At 27.6% G+C, this 19420-nt stretch carries 18 protein-coding genes, 2 tRNA genes and 1 pseudogene; 6 read left to right on the forward strand and 15 right to left on the reverse strand.

The features are described from left to right. Window positions 1-279: 279 nt before the first annotated feature. From GIL12_RS02815 to GIL12_RS02845, 7 genes are all read right to left on the reverse strand, one after another. Window positions 280-355 (reverse strand) — tRNA-Lys (locus GIL12_RS02815). A 7-nt stretch (window positions 356-362) separates the two neighbouring features. Beyond that, a tRNA-Gly gene (locus tag GIL12_RS02820) sits at window positions 363-438 on the reverse strand. Window positions 439-499: 61 nt separating this feature from the next. Further along, window positions 500-1513, reverse strand: a complete 1014-nt coding sequence (gene galE, locus GIL12_RS02825; RefSeq protein ID WP_163468841.1) for a UDP-glucose 4-epimerase GalE — start codon at window positions 1511-1513, stop codon at window positions 500-502. 60 nt (window positions 1514-1573) lie between these two features. After that, complete coding sequence (locus GIL12_RS02830) at window positions 1574-2518, reverse strand: YheT family hydrolase (RefSeq protein WP_163468842.1); 945 nt, start codon at window positions 2516-2518, stop codon at window positions 1574-1576. 15 nt (window positions 2519-2533) lie between these two features. Continuing rightward, window positions 2534-4054, reverse strand: coding sequence for a YifB family Mg chelatase-like AAA ATPase (locus GIL12_RS02835; protein ID WP_163468843.1), 1521 nt, complete (start codon window positions 4052-4054; stop codon window positions 2534-2536). 170 nt (window positions 4055-4224) lie between these two features. Further along, complete coding sequence (locus tag GIL12_RS02840; RefSeq protein WP_163468844.1) at window positions 4225-5481, reverse strand: Glu/Leu/Phe/Val dehydrogenase; 1257 nt, start codon at window positions 5479-5481, stop codon at window positions 4225-4227. An 81-nt stretch (window positions 5482-5562) separates the two neighbouring features. After that, window positions 5563-6561 carry a 2-hydroxyacid dehydrogenase gene (locus GIL12_RS02845; protein WP_163468845.1) on the reverse strand — a complete coding sequence of 333 codons (999 nt, stop codon included), beginning with the start codon at window positions 6559-6561 and terminating at the stop codon, window positions 5563-5565. 370 nt (window positions 6562-6931) lie between these two features. On the opposite strand from GIL12_RS02845, the pseudogene GIL12_RS02850 reads away from it, so the two are divergent. Continuing rightward, window positions 6932-7963 (forward strand): annotated as a pseudogene (locus GIL12_RS02850) (asparaginase); the annotation flags it as partial. A gap of 374 nt (window positions 7964-8337) precedes the next feature. On the opposite strand, the gene GIL12_RS02855 reads toward GIL12_RS02850, so the two are convergent. Together GIL12_RS02855 and GIL12_RS02860 are read right to left on the reverse strand one after the other, a co-directional pair. Continuing rightward, a complete protein-coding gene (locus GIL12_RS02855; protein WP_163468847.1) occupies window positions 8338-8661 on the reverse strand; it encodes a DUF1904 family protein in 324 nt (107 codons plus the stop codon). Window positions 8662-8672: 11 nt separating this feature from the next. Beyond that, entirely contained in the window at window positions 8673-9197 is a 525-nt protein-coding gene (locus GIL12_RS02860; protein WP_163468848.1) for a gamma carbonic anhydrase family protein, read from the reverse strand. Window positions 9198-9338: 141 nt separating this feature from the next. On the opposite strand from GIL12_RS02860, the gene GIL12_RS02865 reads away from it, so the two are divergent. Continuing rightward, a complete protein-coding gene (locus GIL12_RS02865; protein WP_163468849.1) occupies window positions 9339-11120 on the forward strand; it encodes an aminopeptidase P family protein in 1782 nt (593 codons plus the stop codon). A 39-nt stretch (window positions 11121-11159) separates the two neighbouring features. On the opposite strand, the gene GIL12_RS02870 is transcribed toward GIL12_RS02865, so the two are convergent. Beyond that, a complete protein-coding gene (locus GIL12_RS02870; RefSeq protein ID WP_163468917.1) occupies window positions 11160-11942 on the reverse strand; it encodes an ABC transporter ATP-binding protein in 783 nt (260 codons plus the stop codon). Beyond that, window positions 11939-12910: an iron ABC transporter permease gene (locus tag GIL12_RS02875; protein WP_163468850.1), complete on the reverse strand. Its 972-nt coding sequence runs from the start codon at window positions 12908-12910 to the stop codon at window positions 11939-11941. Before GIL12_RS02875 ends, GIL12_RS02870 begins: the two co-directional genes overlap by 4 nt. Before the next feature lie 146 nt (window positions 12911-13056). Here GIL12_RS02875 and GIL12_RS02880 point away from each other — a divergent pair, with 146 nt between their 5' ends. Next, a complete protein-coding gene (locus tag GIL12_RS02880; protein ID WP_163468851.1) occupies window positions 13057-13839 on the forward strand; it encodes a ZIP family metal transporter in 783 nt (260 codons plus the stop codon). A gap of 64 nt (window positions 13840-13903) precedes the next feature. Here GIL12_RS02880 and GIL12_RS02885 read toward each other — a convergent pair whose 3' ends face one another. Next, complete coding sequence (locus GIL12_RS02885) at window positions 13904-14077, reverse strand: 4Fe-4S binding protein (protein WP_163468852.1); 174 nt, start codon at window positions 14075-14077, stop codon at window positions 13904-13906. Window positions 14078-14348: 271 nt separating this feature from the next. Between GIL12_RS02885 and GIL12_RS02890 the strand changes: the two genes are divergently transcribed. After that, entirely contained in the window at window positions 14349-15170 is an 822-nt protein-coding gene (locus GIL12_RS02890) for an EFR1 family ferrodoxin (RefSeq protein WP_163468853.1), read from the forward strand. 27 nt (window positions 15171-15197) lie between these two features. Here the strand turns inward: GIL12_RS02890 and GIL12_RS02895 are convergent, their stop codons facing one another. Together GIL12_RS02895 and GIL12_RS02900 are read right to left on the reverse strand one after the other, a co-directional pair. After that, complete coding sequence (locus GIL12_RS02895; protein ID WP_163468854.1) at window positions 15198-15374, reverse strand: FeoB-associated Cys-rich membrane protein; 177 nt, start codon at window positions 15372-15374, stop codon at window positions 15198-15200. 13 nt (window positions 15375-15387) lie between these two features. Further along, the gene (locus GIL12_RS02900) at window positions 15388-15600 is read right to left on the reverse strand and encodes a FeoA family protein (protein WP_163468855.1); all 213 of its coding nucleotides are present in this window, start codon (window positions 15598-15600) and stop codon (window positions 15388-15390) included. Window positions 15601-15768: 168 nt separating this feature from the next. On the opposite strand from GIL12_RS02900, the gene GIL12_RS02905 reads away from it, so the two are divergent. Then, window positions 15769-16134, forward strand: coding sequence for a metal-dependent transcriptional regulator (locus GIL12_RS02905; RefSeq protein WP_163468856.1), 366 nt, complete (start codon window positions 15769-15771; stop codon window positions 16132-16134). A 184-nt stretch (window positions 16135-16318) separates the two neighbouring features. Continuing rightward, window positions 16319-18241 carry a DNA helicase RecQ gene (gene recQ / locus GIL12_RS02910; RefSeq protein ID WP_163468857.1) on the forward strand — a complete coding sequence of 641 codons (1923 nt, stop codon included), beginning with the start codon at window positions 16319-16321 and terminating at the stop codon, window positions 18239-18241. 117 nt (window positions 18242-18358) lie between these two features. Here recQ and mnmH read toward each other — a convergent pair whose 3' ends face one another. After that, a complete protein-coding gene (gene mnmH / locus GIL12_RS02915; protein WP_163468858.1) occupies window positions 18359-19390 on the reverse strand; it encodes a tRNA 2-selenouridine(34) synthase MnmH in 1032 nt (343 codons plus the stop codon). Between the last annotated feature and the right edge of the window lie 30 nt (window positions 19391-19420).

A 19420-nucleotide genomic window follows, 5' to 3' on the forward strand; every position in this document is an offset into this window, starting at 1 on the left:
AAGAAATAGAATTTTAATTTATAGCAATTTAACAAAAATAAAAATTCCTTCAGCATAAAGCTGAAGGAACAAAAACATTATTTATTTTTTTATTTTTCTCCACCAACACCAGTTGACAAAGAACCAGCTTTTTTTGTTTTTTCCCTACTCTTAAAAAAGGAAAAAATAAGACCAATAATTGTAAATCCATATAAAATTGCTATAAACATTTCTCCTCCTAAATTAATTATATGTAAATAAAAAAACTGCTTATAAAAGCAGTTTCAAATATCTTTTTAGTGGTGCATCATGCTGGACTTGAACCGGCGACCGTACGATTAAGAGTCGTATGCTCTACCAACTGAGCTAATGATGCACTTTTTTGGAGCGGGAAACGAGATTCGAACTCGCGACATTCAGCTTGGAAGGCTGACGCTCTACCAACTGAGCTATTCCCGCAGACAAGTTAGATTATAGCACTTGTCTCCTATTTTGTCAACAAAATTGAAATATTTTTTTTCTAATCTTCATATCCATTTGGATTGTTACTTTGCCATCTCCAAGAATCTTCACACATTCTATCTAAATCATATTTTGCTTCCCATCCTAACTCTTTCTTTGCTTTATTTGAATCTGCATAACACATGGCAATATCACCAGCTCTTCTTCCTACTATGCTATATGGTATTTCTTTCCCACAAGCCTTACTAAATGCCTTTACCATATCTAAAACGCTATATCCCTTTCCTGTTCCAAGATTATATGTTACCAATCCTGAATTATTTCTTAACTTTGTTAATGTTTTTAAATGTCCTGCAGCTAGATCTTCCACATGAATGTAATCTCTTACTCCTGTTCCATCATGAGTTGCATAATCATCTCCAAAAATACTTAATTTTTCCAATTTTCCTATTGCAACTTTAGTAATATAAGGCATTAAATTATTAGGTATACCATTTGGTTCTTCACCAATTCTTCCACTTTTATGAGCACCAACTGGATTAAAATATCTAAGTATTCCAACATTTAATTTCTTATCAGTTTTACAAATATCCCTTAATATATTTTCTATCATCAATTTTGTTGTTCCATAAGGGTTTGTTGTACTTAATGGAAAATCTTCTAGTATTGGACATGATTTAGGATCTCCATAAACTGTTGCTGAAGAACTAAAAACAAAATTTTTCACATTGTATTCTTTCATTGTATTTAAAATTATTAATGTGGATACTAAATTATTTGTATAATAGGCTAAAGGTTTATTAACTGATTCTCCAACTGCTTTAAAACCTGCAAAATGTATTATAGATTCTATTTCATTTTCTTCAAATATTTTTTTAAATTTATTTTCTTCTAAAATATTTATCTCATAAAATTTAGGTCTCTTTCCTGAAAGTTCCTCTATTCTATCTATTACTTTTATTGAACTATTACTTAAATCGTCAACTATAATAACATCTTCATTTGAATTTAAAAGTTGAATTACAGTATGACTTCCTATATAACCTGCACCACCAGTAACTAAAACTGCCATTTTTTACCTCCAAAATTTTTATTTTTATAATTACTTAATAAATTGCAAACTAATTTTAGTTTAAAAATTAGAAACATAGTTGTATACACTTTTTTCTAAAACATATGGATAATTTTTTATTGCAGAAAAGCCAATATGTCCTCCATATTTTGGTGTTTCAAATAGAATGTTTTTATTTTTCTTTACCTCTTCATAAGGATAGCATTCTTTCCCCATAATAGGGTCATCTAAGGGAGTTATTATATATGTTGGAATTTTTATGTTCTTCAAAGTCTTAACTGTATTAGTTTTTTCATAATAATCCATTGCTCCTTTAAAGCCAAAATATTTTCCTGTAAAGGCTTCGTCAAACTCTTCTAAATTCTTAGCCTTTAAAACTCCTTCTAAATCTATCTTATCTCTATAATCTAAATTATTGTCATATTTTTCTTTTATTTTTTTCTTAAGTTTAATCAAAAATTTTAATTTATAAATTGTGTTTCCAAACTTTTTTAACTGACTGCTAGTGGAAATAAAATTACATGGGGGAGAAACTGTAACTGCACAAAGTAAATTTTTTGGAAATGTTTTTTCACAACCTAAATATTTCAATATTAAATTAGCTCCTAAACTAAATCCAACAACTGCAATTTTTTCATAACTTTTCCCCTTCTCTTCTAAAACTAATTTTAAGTCATCAGTTAAAATAGAGTTATATGAATAAACTTTTCTATTTTCTTCTCCGCTGCATCCTCTATAATTTATAGCTAAAACATCCCATCCTTGTTCAGAAAAATATTTAGCATGGGCCTTTATATATTTACTATTGGAACTTCCTTCTAATCCATGGCATAAAACTACTAAACTATTACTTTTATTCTTTATCCAATCAATATCAATAAAATCCTTATCGTAAGTTTCCACTCTTTCTCTTTTATATAAAACTTCTATTTTTCTAAAAATAGTAGGAAAGCAAGTGTTTATATGTCTATTTTTAAATAGAAATTTCGGATTGTAATTTAACATCTGTCCTCCTTAAATTTATAATATGTTGTTTATTCTATAAGATAAAGCCTCTAATATATGTTCTTTTTTTATTTCTATACTTTTATCTAGGTCTGCAATTGTTCTTGAAACCTTTAATACCCTATCAAATCCCCTTGCAGATAATTTTAAATTCTCAATAGCTTTCTTCATTATTTTTTTATTTTCTTTATTCAATGAACAATATTTGTCTAAATCTTTTCTCAACATATCTCCATTTAATCTGTCATCTTTAAACCTTATTTTTTGAATATTTCTTGCTTCTATAACTCTCTTCCTTATATCCTTTGATTTTTCCTTTGGATCACTATCTAACAACTCTTTTTCTGACAGTCTTCTCATTTCTACCTTTAAATCTATCCTATCTATAAGAGGACCTGATAATTTTTTTAAATATCTAGAAATTTCTGTTGCGCTACAAGTACAACTTCCATCATTTTCAAAATAATTCCCACAATTACATGGATTTGTTGACATTAAAAGCAAAAATTTACATGGAAATTCAACTTTATAGTTAGCTCTTGTTATTGAAATTCTTTTTTCTTCCAAGGGCTCCCTTAAATTTTCCAATATTTCTTTTTTAAATTCAATAAGTTCATCTAAAAATAAAACTCCTCTATTAGCCAAAGAAATTTCACCAACTTTTGGGATTCTCCCTCCTCCAATCATTGCCACTCCAGTGCTTGTATGGTGAGGAGACCTAAATGGTCTTTTTTCTATTATAGGATTTTTTTCATTTAATTTCCCTGCTATACTATATATTTTTGTGATTTCTATTTTTTCTTTTTCTGTTAAAGGAGGTAAAATAGTCATAACCCTTTTTGCTAACATTGTTTTTCCACACCCAGGAGTTCCTATCATAATTAAATTATGCCCCCCTGCAGCACAAATCTCCAATGCCCTTTTGGCAACCTCTTGACCCTTTACATCTGCAAAATCTATCTTATAATCTTCTTCTTCCTTTAAAATATTATCCTCATTATATTCTGTGTTTATTTTCTCTCCTGTTTCTAAAAAAAGCTCCACATCCTTTAGATTTTTGACTATAACTACATTTATATTTTTTATTAAGTTTCCTTCTTCTTTATTTTCATAGGGGATAACTATTCCCTTATATCCCAATTCTTTAGCTAAAATTGCTCCGCTTACAACTCCTTGAGTTCTTTTTAAATCTCCATTTAATGATAATTCTCCCATAAAAACATAATTTTCCAGAATTTCTTTTTTTGCTTTTATTAAATTTTGACAATGCATAATACCTATAGCTATTGGCAAATCAAAATGTGTTCCAACTTTTCTCTTACCTGCTGGGGTCAAATTGATTACTATTTTATTGTATTCCATTCTATAACCGCTGTTTCTAATTGCTGCTCTTATTCTTTCTTTACTCTCTAGAACAGCTGCATCTCCCAGACCCACTATATTAAAAGAGGGTAATCCCCTTGAAATATCAACTTCTACTTCCACTAAAAATGAATCTATCCCAAAATAACTTGAACTTTTAACTTTTGTAATCACTTACTCCGCCTCCCTTTCAATTTATCTCTACTATAGATTATATCTCTTTATTTTATATTTTTCCATAATTATTTAATATAAAAATTCCTTCAGTAAAAACTGAAGGAATTTTATTTAACTTATTTTACATTACTACAAGTTTAATAATACTTTCTGTATTAATACAGATCCTAGTACCATCCTCTAACTTTCATTGCTTCAGCAACTCTTTTAACTGAATGCATGTAAGCTGATTCTCTCATTGTAACATTATATTCTTTAGAAATTTTCCATAAAGCTTCAAACGCTTTAACCATAGCGATTTCTTCTTTTTGTTCTACTTCTGCTTCTTCCCAATAATATCCGTATAAGTTTTGAACCCATTCGAAGTAAGAAACTGTAACTCCACCAGCATTAGTTAAGATATCTGGAGTAACTGTAATTCCTTTTTTGTTTAATACTGCGTCTCCTGCTTCAGTTATAGGACCGTTAGCTGCTTCACAAACTAATTTAGCTTTGATTAATTCAGCTTGAGGTGCATCTATTGCATTTTCTAGAGCTGCAGGTATAACTATTTCAACGTCACATGCCCAGAAGTCATCCATAGATACTTTTTTAGAACCAGGGAAACCTACTAAAGTTCCATTAGCTGCTTTATAATCCCATGCAGCTTGGAAGTTTATTCCGTCTTCTTTATAAATTGCATAAGCTCCGTCTTCTTTAGACCATTCAGCTATAGTTACTACAGTTCCACCAAGTTTTTCAATGTTTTTAACAGTGTAAGCTCCAACATTTCCAAATCCTTGAACTGCTAATTTAGCTTCTTTCATTTCAATTCCTAATTTTTTAGCTGCTTCTCTAGCTGTAACTGCAACACCAAATCCAGTAGCTTCATTTCTTCCTTTTGATCCACCAAATTCTAATGGTTTACCAGTTAAAGTACCAATTGCAGATGTACCAGTTAATTTATTATATTCGTCTACCATCCAAGACATGATTTGTCCGTTAGTATTTACATCAGGAGCTGGAACGTCAACTTTTTCTCCTATTAATTTATAGATTCCTTGAATGTATCCTCTAGATAATCTTTCTAATTCACCTTTTGATAATTCAGATGGATCTACAATTATTCCACCTTTACCTCCACCATAAGGAATTCCTGTTACAGAACATTTGAATGTCATCCAAATTGATAATGCTTTTACTTCTTCTAGTGAAACATTTTGATGAAATCTGATTCCACCTTTAGTAGGACCAACTGCATCATTATGTTGAGATCTGTATCCTTTGAATATTCTTATTGAACCATTATCCATTGTTACTGGAATATTAACTTCTAGTACTCTTCTTGGTTCTTTTAATAATTCATATACATTTGCTTCCATTCCTAACTTATCACATGCTGCCTTAACTTGAGCTTGAGCCATTTCAAAAACATTTTTAGCCATTTTTCTAACCTCCATTAATTTTTATGTTACACTTATATTATATAAAAAATTTATTACACCTTATTTAAATACCACTAAAATCTATTTGATTTTATTTTTACAGTCTCCTGTTTCTATAAATTCGTTTAAATTTTGGAAACTAGTTTCAATCATATTTGTTACTGCTTCATCAGTATAAGAACCCATATGAGGTGAAACTAAAACTCTTGGATACATGTTTACTAATTTATTTATCATTGGATCTGCTATATCTCCACCTTTGAAATCTTTAAAGAATACTGTAGATTCGTTTTCTAAAACATCTATTCCTAATCCAGCTAAATGACCACTTTCTAAAGCTTCTACTAAAGCAGGCACATCTTGTAATTCTCCTCTAGCTGCATTTATTAAGATAGCTCCTTCTTTCATTTTGGCTAAGAATTCTTTAGTTACTACTTTTCCATTAGCAGGTATGAACGGACAGTGAAGACATACTATATCACTTTTAGCAAGAAGTTCATCTAACTCAACTTGAGTAACAATATCTTCAACACCTGTTTTAGGGAATAAATCTTGTCCTAAAACGTTTGCTCCTAATCCTTTGAATAATCTTGCTGTAGTCATTCCTATTCTTCCAAGTCCAACTACACCAACTGTACAGTTTCTAACTTCTTTTGAGAACATGTTTGCATCAACTGTAAAGTCTTTTTTTACTCCTGTCTTATAAGTTGTATAAGACATATGTCTCAATAACATCATAGCATGAGTTAATGCTAATTCAGATATTGCATTTGGTGAATAAAATGGAACAAATGCCATTTTAAATCCTAATTCCTTAGCATAAGGAATATCTATATGATTAGTTCCAACTGTTCTAGTTAAAACATATTCTACTCCATATTCTTTATATAAATCCAAATTTTCTTTATTCGCAAAACAATTTGCTCTTAAAACAACACAATCAAATCCTTTTGCCTCTTCAGCTGTTTCTTTTGTGTTTAAAAAGTTACTAGTACATGTAACTTCAAGATTGTATTCCTTTGCCAACTTTTCAAAAAATGGTCTTTCTACATCTCTAACACCATAACAAAGTACTTTCATATCAAGCCCCCTTTAAAATATATCAGGTAAAATATTATTGGCTTAAGCATTTATTCAATATATGAATCATATTTACTCAACCAATGTTTACACTTTTATTATACCTTTTTTTTATATAAAATCAAGTTATTTTTTTTATTTTTTTAAAAACACCTGATATTAAAATAACTCTATTTACATCAAAGTGATTGTATTCATATCATAATATACTTATTTACGTCAAAAAATGTTTTTGTAAAAAAATAATTTCATATTGTATATTTTTTTACAAAAAAAATTTAAAATTTCTATTTTTATATTTTTTTATTCCTCTTTTTTATTATTATGTTATAATCAATTCATAATAAACTAATACTTTTAAGGAGGAACTATGCTTAATAAAGTTTTAATTATTAACACTGGTGGTACAATTGGAATGGTACACGACAAGGAGAATGACTGCAACAGTCCATTGAGACCTGCAACAAATTGGATAGAAATTATAAAGGACCATCCTATTTTAAATAATTTCCCAACGGATTATTATCAATTTAATCCTCTAATAGATTCTTCTGATATGTGCATAGAAGTTTGGATAAAAATTGCTGAAATAATTGAATTAAATTATGAAAAATATAGAGGTTTTGTTATTTTACATGGTACTGATACTATGGCTTTCTCAGCTTCTGCTCTTTCATTTATGTTTAAAAATTTAAACAAACCTGTAATATTCACTGGATCTCAAGTTCCTTTACAATTTCCAAGAAGCGATGCACTTCAAAATTTAATTACAGCTATACAAATAGCTGGAAATGAAATGTATGGAATAAAAATAATTCCTGAAGTAGCTATCTTTTTTAGAGATACTCTCCTTAGGGGAAACAGAGCAAGAAAAATTGATGCTACTAATTATTTTGGATTTTCTTCTCCAAATTATCCTCCAATAGGAGAAATTGGAAGCGATATTAAAATAATTAAAGACCGTATTTTAAAATTAAACAAAAAAGAATTTTATGTTAATAAAAAAATTTCCAATAAAGTTATTATTTTAGAATTATTCCCCGGTCTTAACTCTGATTATTTAAAAAATATTTTTGAAAACAATTCTTCAATTAAAGGGGTAATTTTAAAAACATTTGGAAATGGAAACGCTCCTACAAATGAAAAATTTATTGAAATGATAAAATATCTCTCTTCAAAGGGTATAATAGTAGTGGACATAACCCAATGCACAACAGGAATGGTTAAAATGGGCCTTTATGAAGCTAGTGCTAAATTAATTGAAGCTGGAGTTATCAGTGGAGTGGATCTAACCCCTGAAGCTGCTGTTACAAAACTTATGTATTTACTTGGAACCTACCCTGATGATATTAATAAGATTAAAAGAAAGATGCAAATTGATATGCGTGGAGAACAAACTATTAGTAATTATAATTTCAAATTTAAAAATGAAAATAAAGAATTTTTAAAAGAATTTGAAATAATAGTAAATGTTCCAAAAAAATTAAAGGAAGAAGACTTAATAAAGGCTGTAGTTAGAATTACAGATATTTCAATTTGTTCAGCTGTTTCTGAAAAAAATTTAGAACTAAAAATAGCTATAAACAATGGCGAAACTATCCAAAGGGAAGAAATTAAACCAAGGAATCTAATAAAAAAAATTGTTGAGAAAAATAAAAATTTTTGTCATGTTAATTTTAATTATTCCATCAACAAAATCTTTCAAAATACTAATATTATAAAAATAAATGTAAGCTCAAATTATAAAATGAATTGGAAACTCTTAAATTTTTCAATTTATTCAGAAACAATATAAGAAAATTTATCTCTTACAATTTCTGAAAAATATATTTTTATACTTTCAAAGTTATCTTTATTGAAATATTCTTTAATTTGTTTTGCTACTTCATCACACATTTCTTGAGGTCTTGGCATCCACCCTATATCCACGTTTAATCTGTTTTCACATATTTTCCCATTCACTATTTCCAATGTTGGATTATAAAAAATTCTTATTCTTTCTTTAGGTGTATTTGTTACTTCTGAAACTATTTTTACTAAATCTTTACTTGCTTCACAAACTTTTTCCTTTGATAATCCTGATAATTTTATATAAGGCATAATCTCATCTCCTATTCACATTTAATAAAGTTATTTAAATATTGTTCTTTTAATTTTTGATACTCTTCAGAGGCTGATTCAACAGCTTCTTTTTGTTTTTCAGATATTTTCCCAATGCATTTTGCTGGATTTCCCTTGATAAAACTACCTTCTTCTATTTCACCTATTCTTACAGTCACTACAGAATCTGCATAAACAAAACAATTTTTAGGAATTATAACATTATCTGTTATTAGAGCATTCATTCCAATTAAACTATTATCACCTATTTGTGCTCCATGTATTGTACATCCATGACCTAATGTTACATTCTTTCCAATTATAACATTTCCTCCCTCATTTGAATGCATTATAACATTATCTTGAACATTACTTTTATCCCCTATAACAATACTTCCATTGTCTCCTCTTAAAACAGCGTTAAACCAAATAGAGACGTCTTTTTTTGTTTTCACATCACCAATTATAGAAGCAGTTGGAGCTATATAATTATTTTCTCCTATTTCAGGGATTTTTTCCATTAATTTATAAATCATTTTTCCTCCTATAATTTTATTAACATATCCTCCTATTAATTTTACAACATCTAAAAATAAAAGTCCATGAAAATATTCTCTTTAAAACTATCCCTTTTGATGATAAAATAAAAATTAATAAATAATAAAAGGAGCTCAATTATGAAACTTTCAACAAATGATAAAATAGCTTCACTTAGGAATCTAATGAAAAAAAATAATGTTACTGCATACCTAGTTACATCCTCTGATTTTCATCAAAGTGAATATATTGGTGATTTTTTTAAAACAAGAGAATATATATCAAACTTCTCAGGATCCAGTGGAACAATATTAATAACTAAAAATAAATCCTTTCTTTGGACTGACGGAAGATATTTTCTCCAAGCAGAAAGGGAACTTGCAGGAAGTGAAATCTTTCTTTTTAAATCTGGATTAAAGGATACCCCAACTGTTCAAGAATTTATAAAGCACACTCTTAATAAAAATGATACCCTTGCCTTTGATGGAAGAACTATTAGTTACAAGCTAATGCTAGATTTTAAAAATGCAGCTAAAATAAAATCCTTTAAATTAAATATCGTTTTGGATCTTGTGGGAAATATTTGGGAAAATAGACCTGAACTTTCCAAAGAAAAAGCTTTTATTTTGGAAGATAAGTATTCAGGAGAAAAAGCTAAAAATAAAATAAAAAAAATAAGAATTTTAATGAAAGAAAAAAAAATAAATTGTCATATTTTATCATCCCTTGATGATATTTGCTGGTTATTTAATTTAAGGGGAAAAGATATTAAATATAATCCTGTGGTACTATCCTATGCTATTATTTTCAAAGATAAATCAGTATTATTCATAGATAAGTCTAAACTTTCTGAAAATATTAAAATTTATTTTAAAGATAATAATATTGAAATAAAAGATTATCATGATTTTTATAGTTATCTAAATACTATTGACAAATCTTCAACTATTCTTTTAGATTACAAGAAAATAAACTCTTATATTTATAAAAATCTCCCAAAGGAAGTTGAAATAATAAATGAACCTAATCCTGAAATTCATATGAAATCAATTAAGAATATTACTGAAATTAAAAATAATTATAATGCTCACATAAAAGATGGAATAGCAATGACAAAATTTATTTATTGGCTTAAAACTAATATTTTAAAAATTAAAATTAGTGAATTGGATGTTGTTAATAAAATAGAGAAACTGAGAAGTGAGCAACCAAATTTTATTGAACTTAGTTTTGAAACAATTGCTGCTTATGGTAAAAATGCTGCTATGATGCATTATTTACCAAACTATGAAACTTATTCCTTTTTAAAACCTGAAAATTTAATTTTAATTGATTCTGGGGGACAATATCTAGAAGGAACCACGGATATCACTAGAACTATTTCTTTAGGTGAAGTTGAACCTCATATAAAAAAACATTATACCTATGTTTTGAAATCTCTAATTGCTCTTTCTAAAGTTAAATTTCCCCATAGAACATTTGGAGGTAATTTAGACTCAATTGCTAGAAACGTTATCTGGGAAATTGGACTTGACTATAGATGTGCAACTGGACATGGGGTGGGACACCTTCTTAATGTTCATGAAGAGCCAAATATTCTAAGACCTTCTGCTAGTTGTATAATCCATCCTGATATGGTAACAACTATTGAACCTGGAATTTATATAGACAACTCCCATGGGATTAGAATAGAAAATGAAACTTTAACAACTAAAAGTTTTGTTAATGAATATGGTTTATTTTTAGAATTTGAAACCCTTACTTTTGTTCCAATTGATACTGATGCAATTGATTTAATTTTTTTAAATGAAGATGAAAAAAATTGGTTGAATAATTATCATAAAATGGTTTTTGAAAAAATATCTCCATTCTTAAATAAAGATGAAAAAAATTGGTTGAAAGAACAAACAAAAAATATATAGACAGAAGAAGCATCTGGATTTAAAATTCAGATGCTTCTTTTAATATTTTATAAAAGGAATAACATATGGTTTCCCTTCATTATAGATTACTTTACAATCTAGGTTGTATATTTCTTTTATTTTTTTTTCTGTTAATACTTCTTTAGGTATACCTTTATAAACTAATTTTCCAGTTTTCATTAATACAATCTCATCACAAAATATTGATGCTAGATTTAAATCATGAAGAACTACAACCCCTGTAATATTAAGATTCTCCACTAATTTTTTTACTGTAGACATTAAATCCATTGCATGATTTAAATCTAAAGAGGAGGTTGGTTCATCTAATAATAAAATCTTTGGTTCTTGGATTAAAGCTCTTGCTAGAAGAACCATTTGAAATTCTCCACCTGAAAGACTTAAAGCAATTCTACTTGAAAATTTTTTTAATCCTAATTTTTCTAATATTTCATTTACAAAATCTATGTCTTTTTTACTATAACCTTCCCAACTATTTTTTAAATGTGGTAGTCTCCCTACAGTTACAAAATCTAGTACACTCATTGAACTCATTAAATTTGATTTCTGAGGAACTAAAGCCATTATCCTAGATTTTTCTTTATGAGTATAATTTTTTGATTTTTTTCCTAGAATCTCTATATTATTTTCATTTTCTTTACCTATATAACCTAAAATATTTTTCAAAAGAGTTGATTTTCCACAACCATTAGGTCCTAATATACCTGTTAATTTACCTTTCTTTATTTCTAATTTCATATTTTTAAGTATTTGTTTATCCCCATAATTAAAATTTAGATTATTTATTTTTATTACCATTATTTCACACCTCTTTTATTTTTTAGAGCTAGATAAAGAAAGAATGGAGCTCCAAAAAAGGATGTTACTACTCCAATTGGAATTTCAACTGGTGATAAAACTGTTCTACCAAAAGTGTCACAGGCTAAAAGAAATATTGCTCCTGCTAAAGCAGCACTAGGTATTAATTTAGAATTTGATGGTCCTGTTATCATTCTTATTGTGTGGGGTATAATCAGGCCTACAAATCCTATCATTCCTGAAAAAGCAACTGAAAAAGCAACTATTAAAGCTGAAACTGAAAGCATCTTTATTTTTAATTTATTTACATCTACTCCCAAAGAATAAGCTTCCTCATCTCCAGATAATAATGCATCTAAATTATTTCTATTCATATAAAAATACCATAAAGAAAACACTAAAGGTGGACAAATTAAAAGTACTTTCTCCCAAGTGGCATTTCCTAAATATCCCATCATCCACATTGTTATTTTAAAAGAATCTTCTCCTATTAAATACATGGAAAAAGAAGTAAATGATCCTAAAAATGAAGAAACCGCTATCCCAATTATAAGAAGTGTTGTTACATTAACATTACTTCCTTTTTTTGCCATTTTAAATATTAAAAAAGTGCTAATTAAAGACATTATAAATGCAAGAACTCCATACATAAAATCTGGCAGGTTAAAAATATATGCTATTACTGATCCAAAAGTTGCACTAGCTGCTATTCCTATAATATATGGATCTGCCAATGGGTTCTGAAAAACTGTTTGAACAACTACTCCACTTGAAGATAACATCATTCCAACTAAAATAGCCATTACTATCCTTGGTAATCTTAATTTATACACTATTATCTGCATATACTTTGGAGCTTCATTTAATTTAAATAAATTTTCAAGTGGAATTTTTACACTTCCTATTGTAGTGGAAAATATTCCTAAAATTATTATTCCTAATATTAAAAGTACTGGTAATAATTTTTTCATTATACAATTAACTCCTTTTTGTTCTTATTATAACATAATTTTTTTATTTGTTAGAAAGTAAAATTAATTATAAATACCTTTATAAATAACTGTATAATTGATATTATATAGTTAATATAAATATGTAATAGAGAAGGGGGGCACATATGATATATGCTTTGAAAGGATTAGGATTTATATTTGTTATGACAACTTTAGGATCAGCTACAGTATTTCTGTTTAAAGATGAAATTTCAAATACTATTCAAACAATTTTTTTAGGATTCGCTGCTGGAATAATGATTGCTGCTTCTATTTTTGGATTAATTTTACCATCACTAGAAACTTCTAACAACATGGGACTACCATCTTGGGTTCCCACTTCCATTGGATTTTTAACAGGAGTTTTTATTATTTTTATTTTAGACAAAATAGTTCCACATTTACATCCTAATATAAATAAAAAAGAGGGGATGTCTACTTCTATGAAAAGAACTTCCCTTCTTATTACAGCTGTTACTTTACATAATATTCCAGAAGGTATGGCTGTGGGATTATCTTTTTCATTAGCTGCTCAGAATCCAAATAATCCCATTCTTTTAACTTCTGCCATTGCTTTGGCCGCTGGAATTGGTATACAAAATTTTCCTGAGGGAGCAGCTGTTTCATTACCTCTAAGAAGAGAGGGGTTTTCCTCTAAAAAATCTTTTATTCTTGGAAGTCTATCTGGAATTGTTGAACCAATATTTGGAATCATAACTTTTTTAATCACTTCTAACTCAATTGCTATCATGCCTTGGTTGCTTTCTGCTGCTGCTGGAGCAATGATGTATGTTGTTATTGAAGAATTGATACCTGAAGCTCATCTAGGAGAAGGTTCTGATCTAGGAACTATAAGCGTTCTTATTGGATTTGTAATTATGATGATTTTAGATGTGGCACTTGGATAATTATACAAAAAATATAAAAAGAACCTAATTTACATTAGGTTCTTTTATATTAAATATTTTAATACTATTCTCCTGCTGATATGCAACTTACTGGACATCCACCAGCACATGCTCCACAATCAATACATGTATCATTGATAGAGAATTTTCCTTCGTCGTTTCCTGAAATAGCTCCTACTGGACAAGTTCCTTCACAAGCTCCACACCCTATACAATTATCTTGATCTATTACGTACATTTCCTTACCTCCTAAAAATTTTATTATCTCTTTGCTTAACAATTATAATATATCTTATTTTTTTTGTCAATTGTTTTCTGAAAAAATGTTTTATTTTGATACATATTAATTTTTGTAATTGAAATATTGCTAAAAATATATTTTGCTAATCAAAGTAAATTTAGATATTTTTAATAATATATTAGTATAGCTAAATGAAATAAAGTGTTGTATAATTGAGATGAAACTTTATAAATAAAGGCTATATAATAATGATTAAATGGAGGAATTTATGGAAAGAAAAGTTTGGGGAATGTATTTTTCAGGAACTGAAACAACAAAAAGAACAGTTACTCATGTGGGGAAAGTTTTATCTGACAAATTTAATGTTGACTTTGAAGAATATAATTTTACTTTTAAAAAAGTTAGAGCATTGGAAAAAAAATTCAATGAAAATGATATTGTTGTATTTGGAGTTCCTGTTATTGCAGGAAGGGTTCCAAATGTACTTTTAAAATATTTAGATACTATTATTGGTAATGGTGCTTTAGTTGTTCCTATAGTTTTATATGGTAATAGAAATTACGATGATGCTTTAATTGAACTTAGAGATATTCTAAAAAAAGATGGATTTAATCCAATTGCTGCTGGAGCTTTTATTGGAGAACATTCTTTCTCTAAAATTCTTGGAAAAAATAGACCAGACGAAAAAGATTTAGCGTTGGCAACTAAATTTGCTGATGATATTTTTAATAAAATTTCGTCTCCTGAATTTGATTGTGAAAAATTAATTGAAGTTAATGGTACTCCTTATCCATATAGATATTATTACAAACCTAGAGATTCTAAGGGGGTTCCTGTTGATATTAGAAAGGTTAAACCTTTAACTAATGATAAATGTATTAACTGCGGTTTATGTGCTAGCATTTGCCCAATGGAATCTATTAATCCTGATAATGTAACTGAAGTCAACGGCATTTGTATTAAATGTTGCGCTTGCGTTAAAGAATGTCCTGTTGGAGCTAAATATTATGATGATGACAACTATTTATATCATCAACATGAATTAGAAGAACAATTTATGCGTAGAGCTGAACCTAAACTATTTGTATAATATATTATAAATAAAAAAAGGAATTATTTATAATTCCTTTTTTTTCTTTTCAGTTTTTTTATTAGAGCTACATGCTCCAGAAATCCCACAAGTGGAACATCCACAAGAACATTTGTGATTTTTTTTATCTATTATCATTTTTCTTACAATAAATACAAATATTACAAAAATAATTAATCCTAAAATTCCAGTTGCTAAATTCATATTATCTCCTTTTTTAAACCATTATTCTATTTACCATACTCATATCCAATCCGACTCTAGAGTTTTTAACAGAAAGAATCATATTTTTTCCTATTTTAGAAACAATATATATTTCAGCACCTACAACAAACCCTAATTCAGCTAAATGTTGTCTAACCTCATCTCTACCTGTTATTTTTAATATATGTTTTCTATCTCCTATATTTGAAAAACTCAATGGTTCCATAACCTCACCCCTTTAAATAGGTATTTTACTTTGCTTTGCAAACTTTAAGTTAGTCCAAACTAACTTAATAAAAGTTTATCACAACATCAATTTAATGTCAATTAATTATTTGATATTTATTTTGCTCTATGTTAACATTTAATTATAATATTTATTAAAGGAGTAATTATGAAAATAAATAAATCATCTGAAGATTATTTGGAAACTATTTTGTTTTTAAAAAATAAAATAATTAATGTTAGGTCAATAGATATAGTTAATGAAACTGGATATAAAAAATCTAGTATTAGTATTGCTATGAAAAAATTAAGAGAATCCAATTATATCACCATTGATGATAGTGGATTAATATCTTTAACTCCCTCTGGAGAAATTTTAGCTAACAAAATTTATAATAAACATAACTGCCTTAAAGAAATTTTTGTCTCTATTGGAGTTCCTGAGGATGTTGCAGAAAAAGATGCTTGCAAAATCGAACATTGTATAAGTGATGAATCTTTTAATTGTCTTATAGAACATTTTAAATTAAAATAGTCCCAATTGAATAAATTTCTTTTTAAATACTTCATTCCATTGTATGAATATCTTGAACTATTACTCTTATTTCTCTGTCATACTGAACCTTAAATCTCTATTTTTTTAAATACATTTGCATCCTCAATGTAGTATAATTAATATAAATTTAATTTTGTCTATTAATGAAAGGAATAATTATTGTATGGAAAATCAAGCTTTAGAAATTTTAAAAAAAATATATGGATATAATTCCTTTAGAAAAGGGCAAGCTCATATAATTAAAAATATCTTAAATAAAAAAGATACCATTGGAGTTATGGCTACTGGTGGAGGAAAATCAATTTGTTTTCAAATACCAGCTTTAATGTTTCAAGGAATAACCATTGTCATATCTCCTCTTATTTCATTGATGAAAGATCAAGTTGATAGTTTGAAAATATTAGGGATAGAAGCTATTTCAATAAATTCCACTTTGTCTAAGGAGGAATTTTTTCAAGCTTGTCACGATTTGAGATCTGGAAAAATAAAGTTACTATACTTGTCTCCTGAAAAATTAGAAAATATAAAGTTCATAAAATTTATAAAATCTTTAAATGTTCAAATGGTTGCAGTTGATGAGGCTCACTGTATTTCCCAATGGGGACATGATTTTAGAACAAGTTATTTGAAAATTCCAGAATTTATTAAAAGTCTAGATAAAAATGTTCCAATTCTTGCTCTTACTGCAACTGCTACACCTAAGGTAACAAAAGATATTGAGATTCTTTTGAATTTAAATAATCCTATTAAATATATTGATGGATTTGATAGAAAAAATATTTTTTTCAAAGTTGAAAAAAATATTAATCCTGAAGCTTACATTATTAGATACATAAAAAATCATAAAGAATTATCTGGAATAATTTATGCTTCCACAAGAAAAGAAGTAGATAGTCTGTATCAATATTTCAAGGATATTAAACAATTAAATGTAGGAAAATACCATGCTGGAATGTCTAAAAAGGAAAGAAGTATTTCTCAAGATAACTTTTTAAATGATAACGTTAAAGTTATGATTGCCACCAATGCTTTTGGAATGGGAATTGATAAATCCAATGTCCGTTATGTTATTCATAGAAATATCCCAAAGGATTTAGAAAGTTATTATCAAGAGGCTGGACGTGCTGGAAGAGACGGACTTCCCAGTGAGGCCATTCTTTTATTCTTCGAAGAAGATGTGGCTACCCAGGAATTTTTTATAAACTCAAATGATATAGCCAGTGATAAAATTATACAAATAAAAAGAAGTAAACTAGATGATATGGTTAACTATGCTTATTTGGAAACTTGTTATAGGGAATATATTTTAAAATACTTTGGTGATAAAAGAATAAAAAACTATTGTGGAAATTGTGGAAATTGTAAAAAAGCCAAGGATATTGAAGATTTAACAATTGATACTAAAATTGTTATCTCTTGTATAGGAAGAGCCAAGGAAAAAATAGGAACATCTACCCTTGTAAATATACTTCTTGGAAAAGCTGATTCTAAAATTGAAAGAAAAGGCTTAAATAAATTAAGTACTTTTGCATTAATGAAAAATAAAAACCAAAATTGGTTGGAAGAATTTCTTAATTTTTTAATTTCAGAAAATATAATTGAATTAACTGCTGGAAGTTTTCCAGTTCTCAAATTAAATAAAAATTCTTTTAATATTATAAAAGATAAACGTAAAATTTACAGAAAAATAAATGAAACTGTTTCTTTAAATTTTTATAATGATCCTTTATTTAAAAGTTTAAACAAGATACGTAAAGAAATAAGTGTTAAAGAAAATGTTGCTCCTTATATAATATTTTCTGATTTTACACTTATGGAAATGGCTGAAAAAAAGCCTATAAATAGATGGGAAATGTTAAAAATTAAAGGAGTTGGAAATCAAAAATTTAAAAATTATGGGGATATATTTCTAAAAACTATCAATTCTTTTTCAAATGAAGAGCTTGAAATTCTAAAAATAGAAAATTTTATAGATGAAAAATATTTGTCTGATAATAAATTAAATAATTTAAAAAAAGATTTAAATCTTACCCTAGATATTAACTCATTAAAGGATATTCTCATTAAAAATTTATTTTCCAATTAAACTTTTTTTATACTTTCCTAGTCATAATGGTATAACGATAATAGATTGTTATAATAAATTTCTCTCCCCAAAAAGAAATGAAAAATAAAAGCTCCCTTGAAAAAGGGAGCTTTTATTTTATTCTTCATAATTATTATTTTTTAAATATGTTACTATCTCTTCAACTGCTTCATCAACATCTTCATAATTTATATTCACATCATATGTATATTTATTTATTCCCACATCATACAATGGATCATAGTATTTTTCCATAAGAATCTCACTAAGCTCAGCTAGTTTTCCCTCAATCAATAAACTATGATATTTTTCATATCTTTCCTTACTAATATATCTTGCTACCTTCAGTAGACATTCTTCTAATTCTGAAATTTTAGCATCTGCATAATCTTCCATAATTATTTCAACTCTATTTTTCATAGATGTACTTACAAATAAATGCTTTCCATTAACTATTGAACTGTAAATATTTTCATTTATATATATATTTCCAATCCTTTTACTTTCACTTTCAACTAAAAAATATCCCTTTGTATCTTTAATTAATCGATTGAATATTTCTCCATCAAATCTTTTTTGACTTTGTTCTCTAGTTTCACAAACACCTCCAAAAAATGAGCCCTTGTGATCAGCCATTTTTTCTAAATTTAAAACTGAATATCCCTTTTCTTCTAACTTTTCTAATATTTTAGTCTTTCCTTCCCCTGTTCTTCCATGGAGAACTATATATTCTTTATTCTTATTTATTTCATGAATATTTTCTAGAATATATTGCCTATAGGATTTATATCCCCCTTGAAGTTTCATAGTTTTAAAACCTAAAGTATTGAATAAAACTTCTAAAGAGCCACTTCTCATCCCACCTCTAGAACAATAAAATATTAATCTATCATATTTTTTAGATAATTCATTTATATTCTTAAATATTTCTGGTAATCTTTTAGAGATTCTTTGAATTCCTATTTCCTTAGCTTTTTCTTTTGATTGTTTTACATAAGCTGTACCAACTTCAGCTCTTTCATCATCTAATAGTGCAGGAATATTAACTGCCCCTGGAATACCTTGTTCTAAAAATTCCTTTGGACTTCTAGCATCTATTAGCACATAATTTTTTAACTTTAATACTTCCTCAAAACTTATCTCTCTCATTTTCCCTCCTGAAATTTAGATAAGTATATC

Origin of the sequence: Fusobacterium sp. IOR10 (assembly GCF_010367435.1) — a bacterium.
Taxonomy (GTDB): domain Bacteria; phylum Fusobacteriota; class Fusobacteriia; order Fusobacteriales; family Fusobacteriaceae; genus Fusobacterium_B.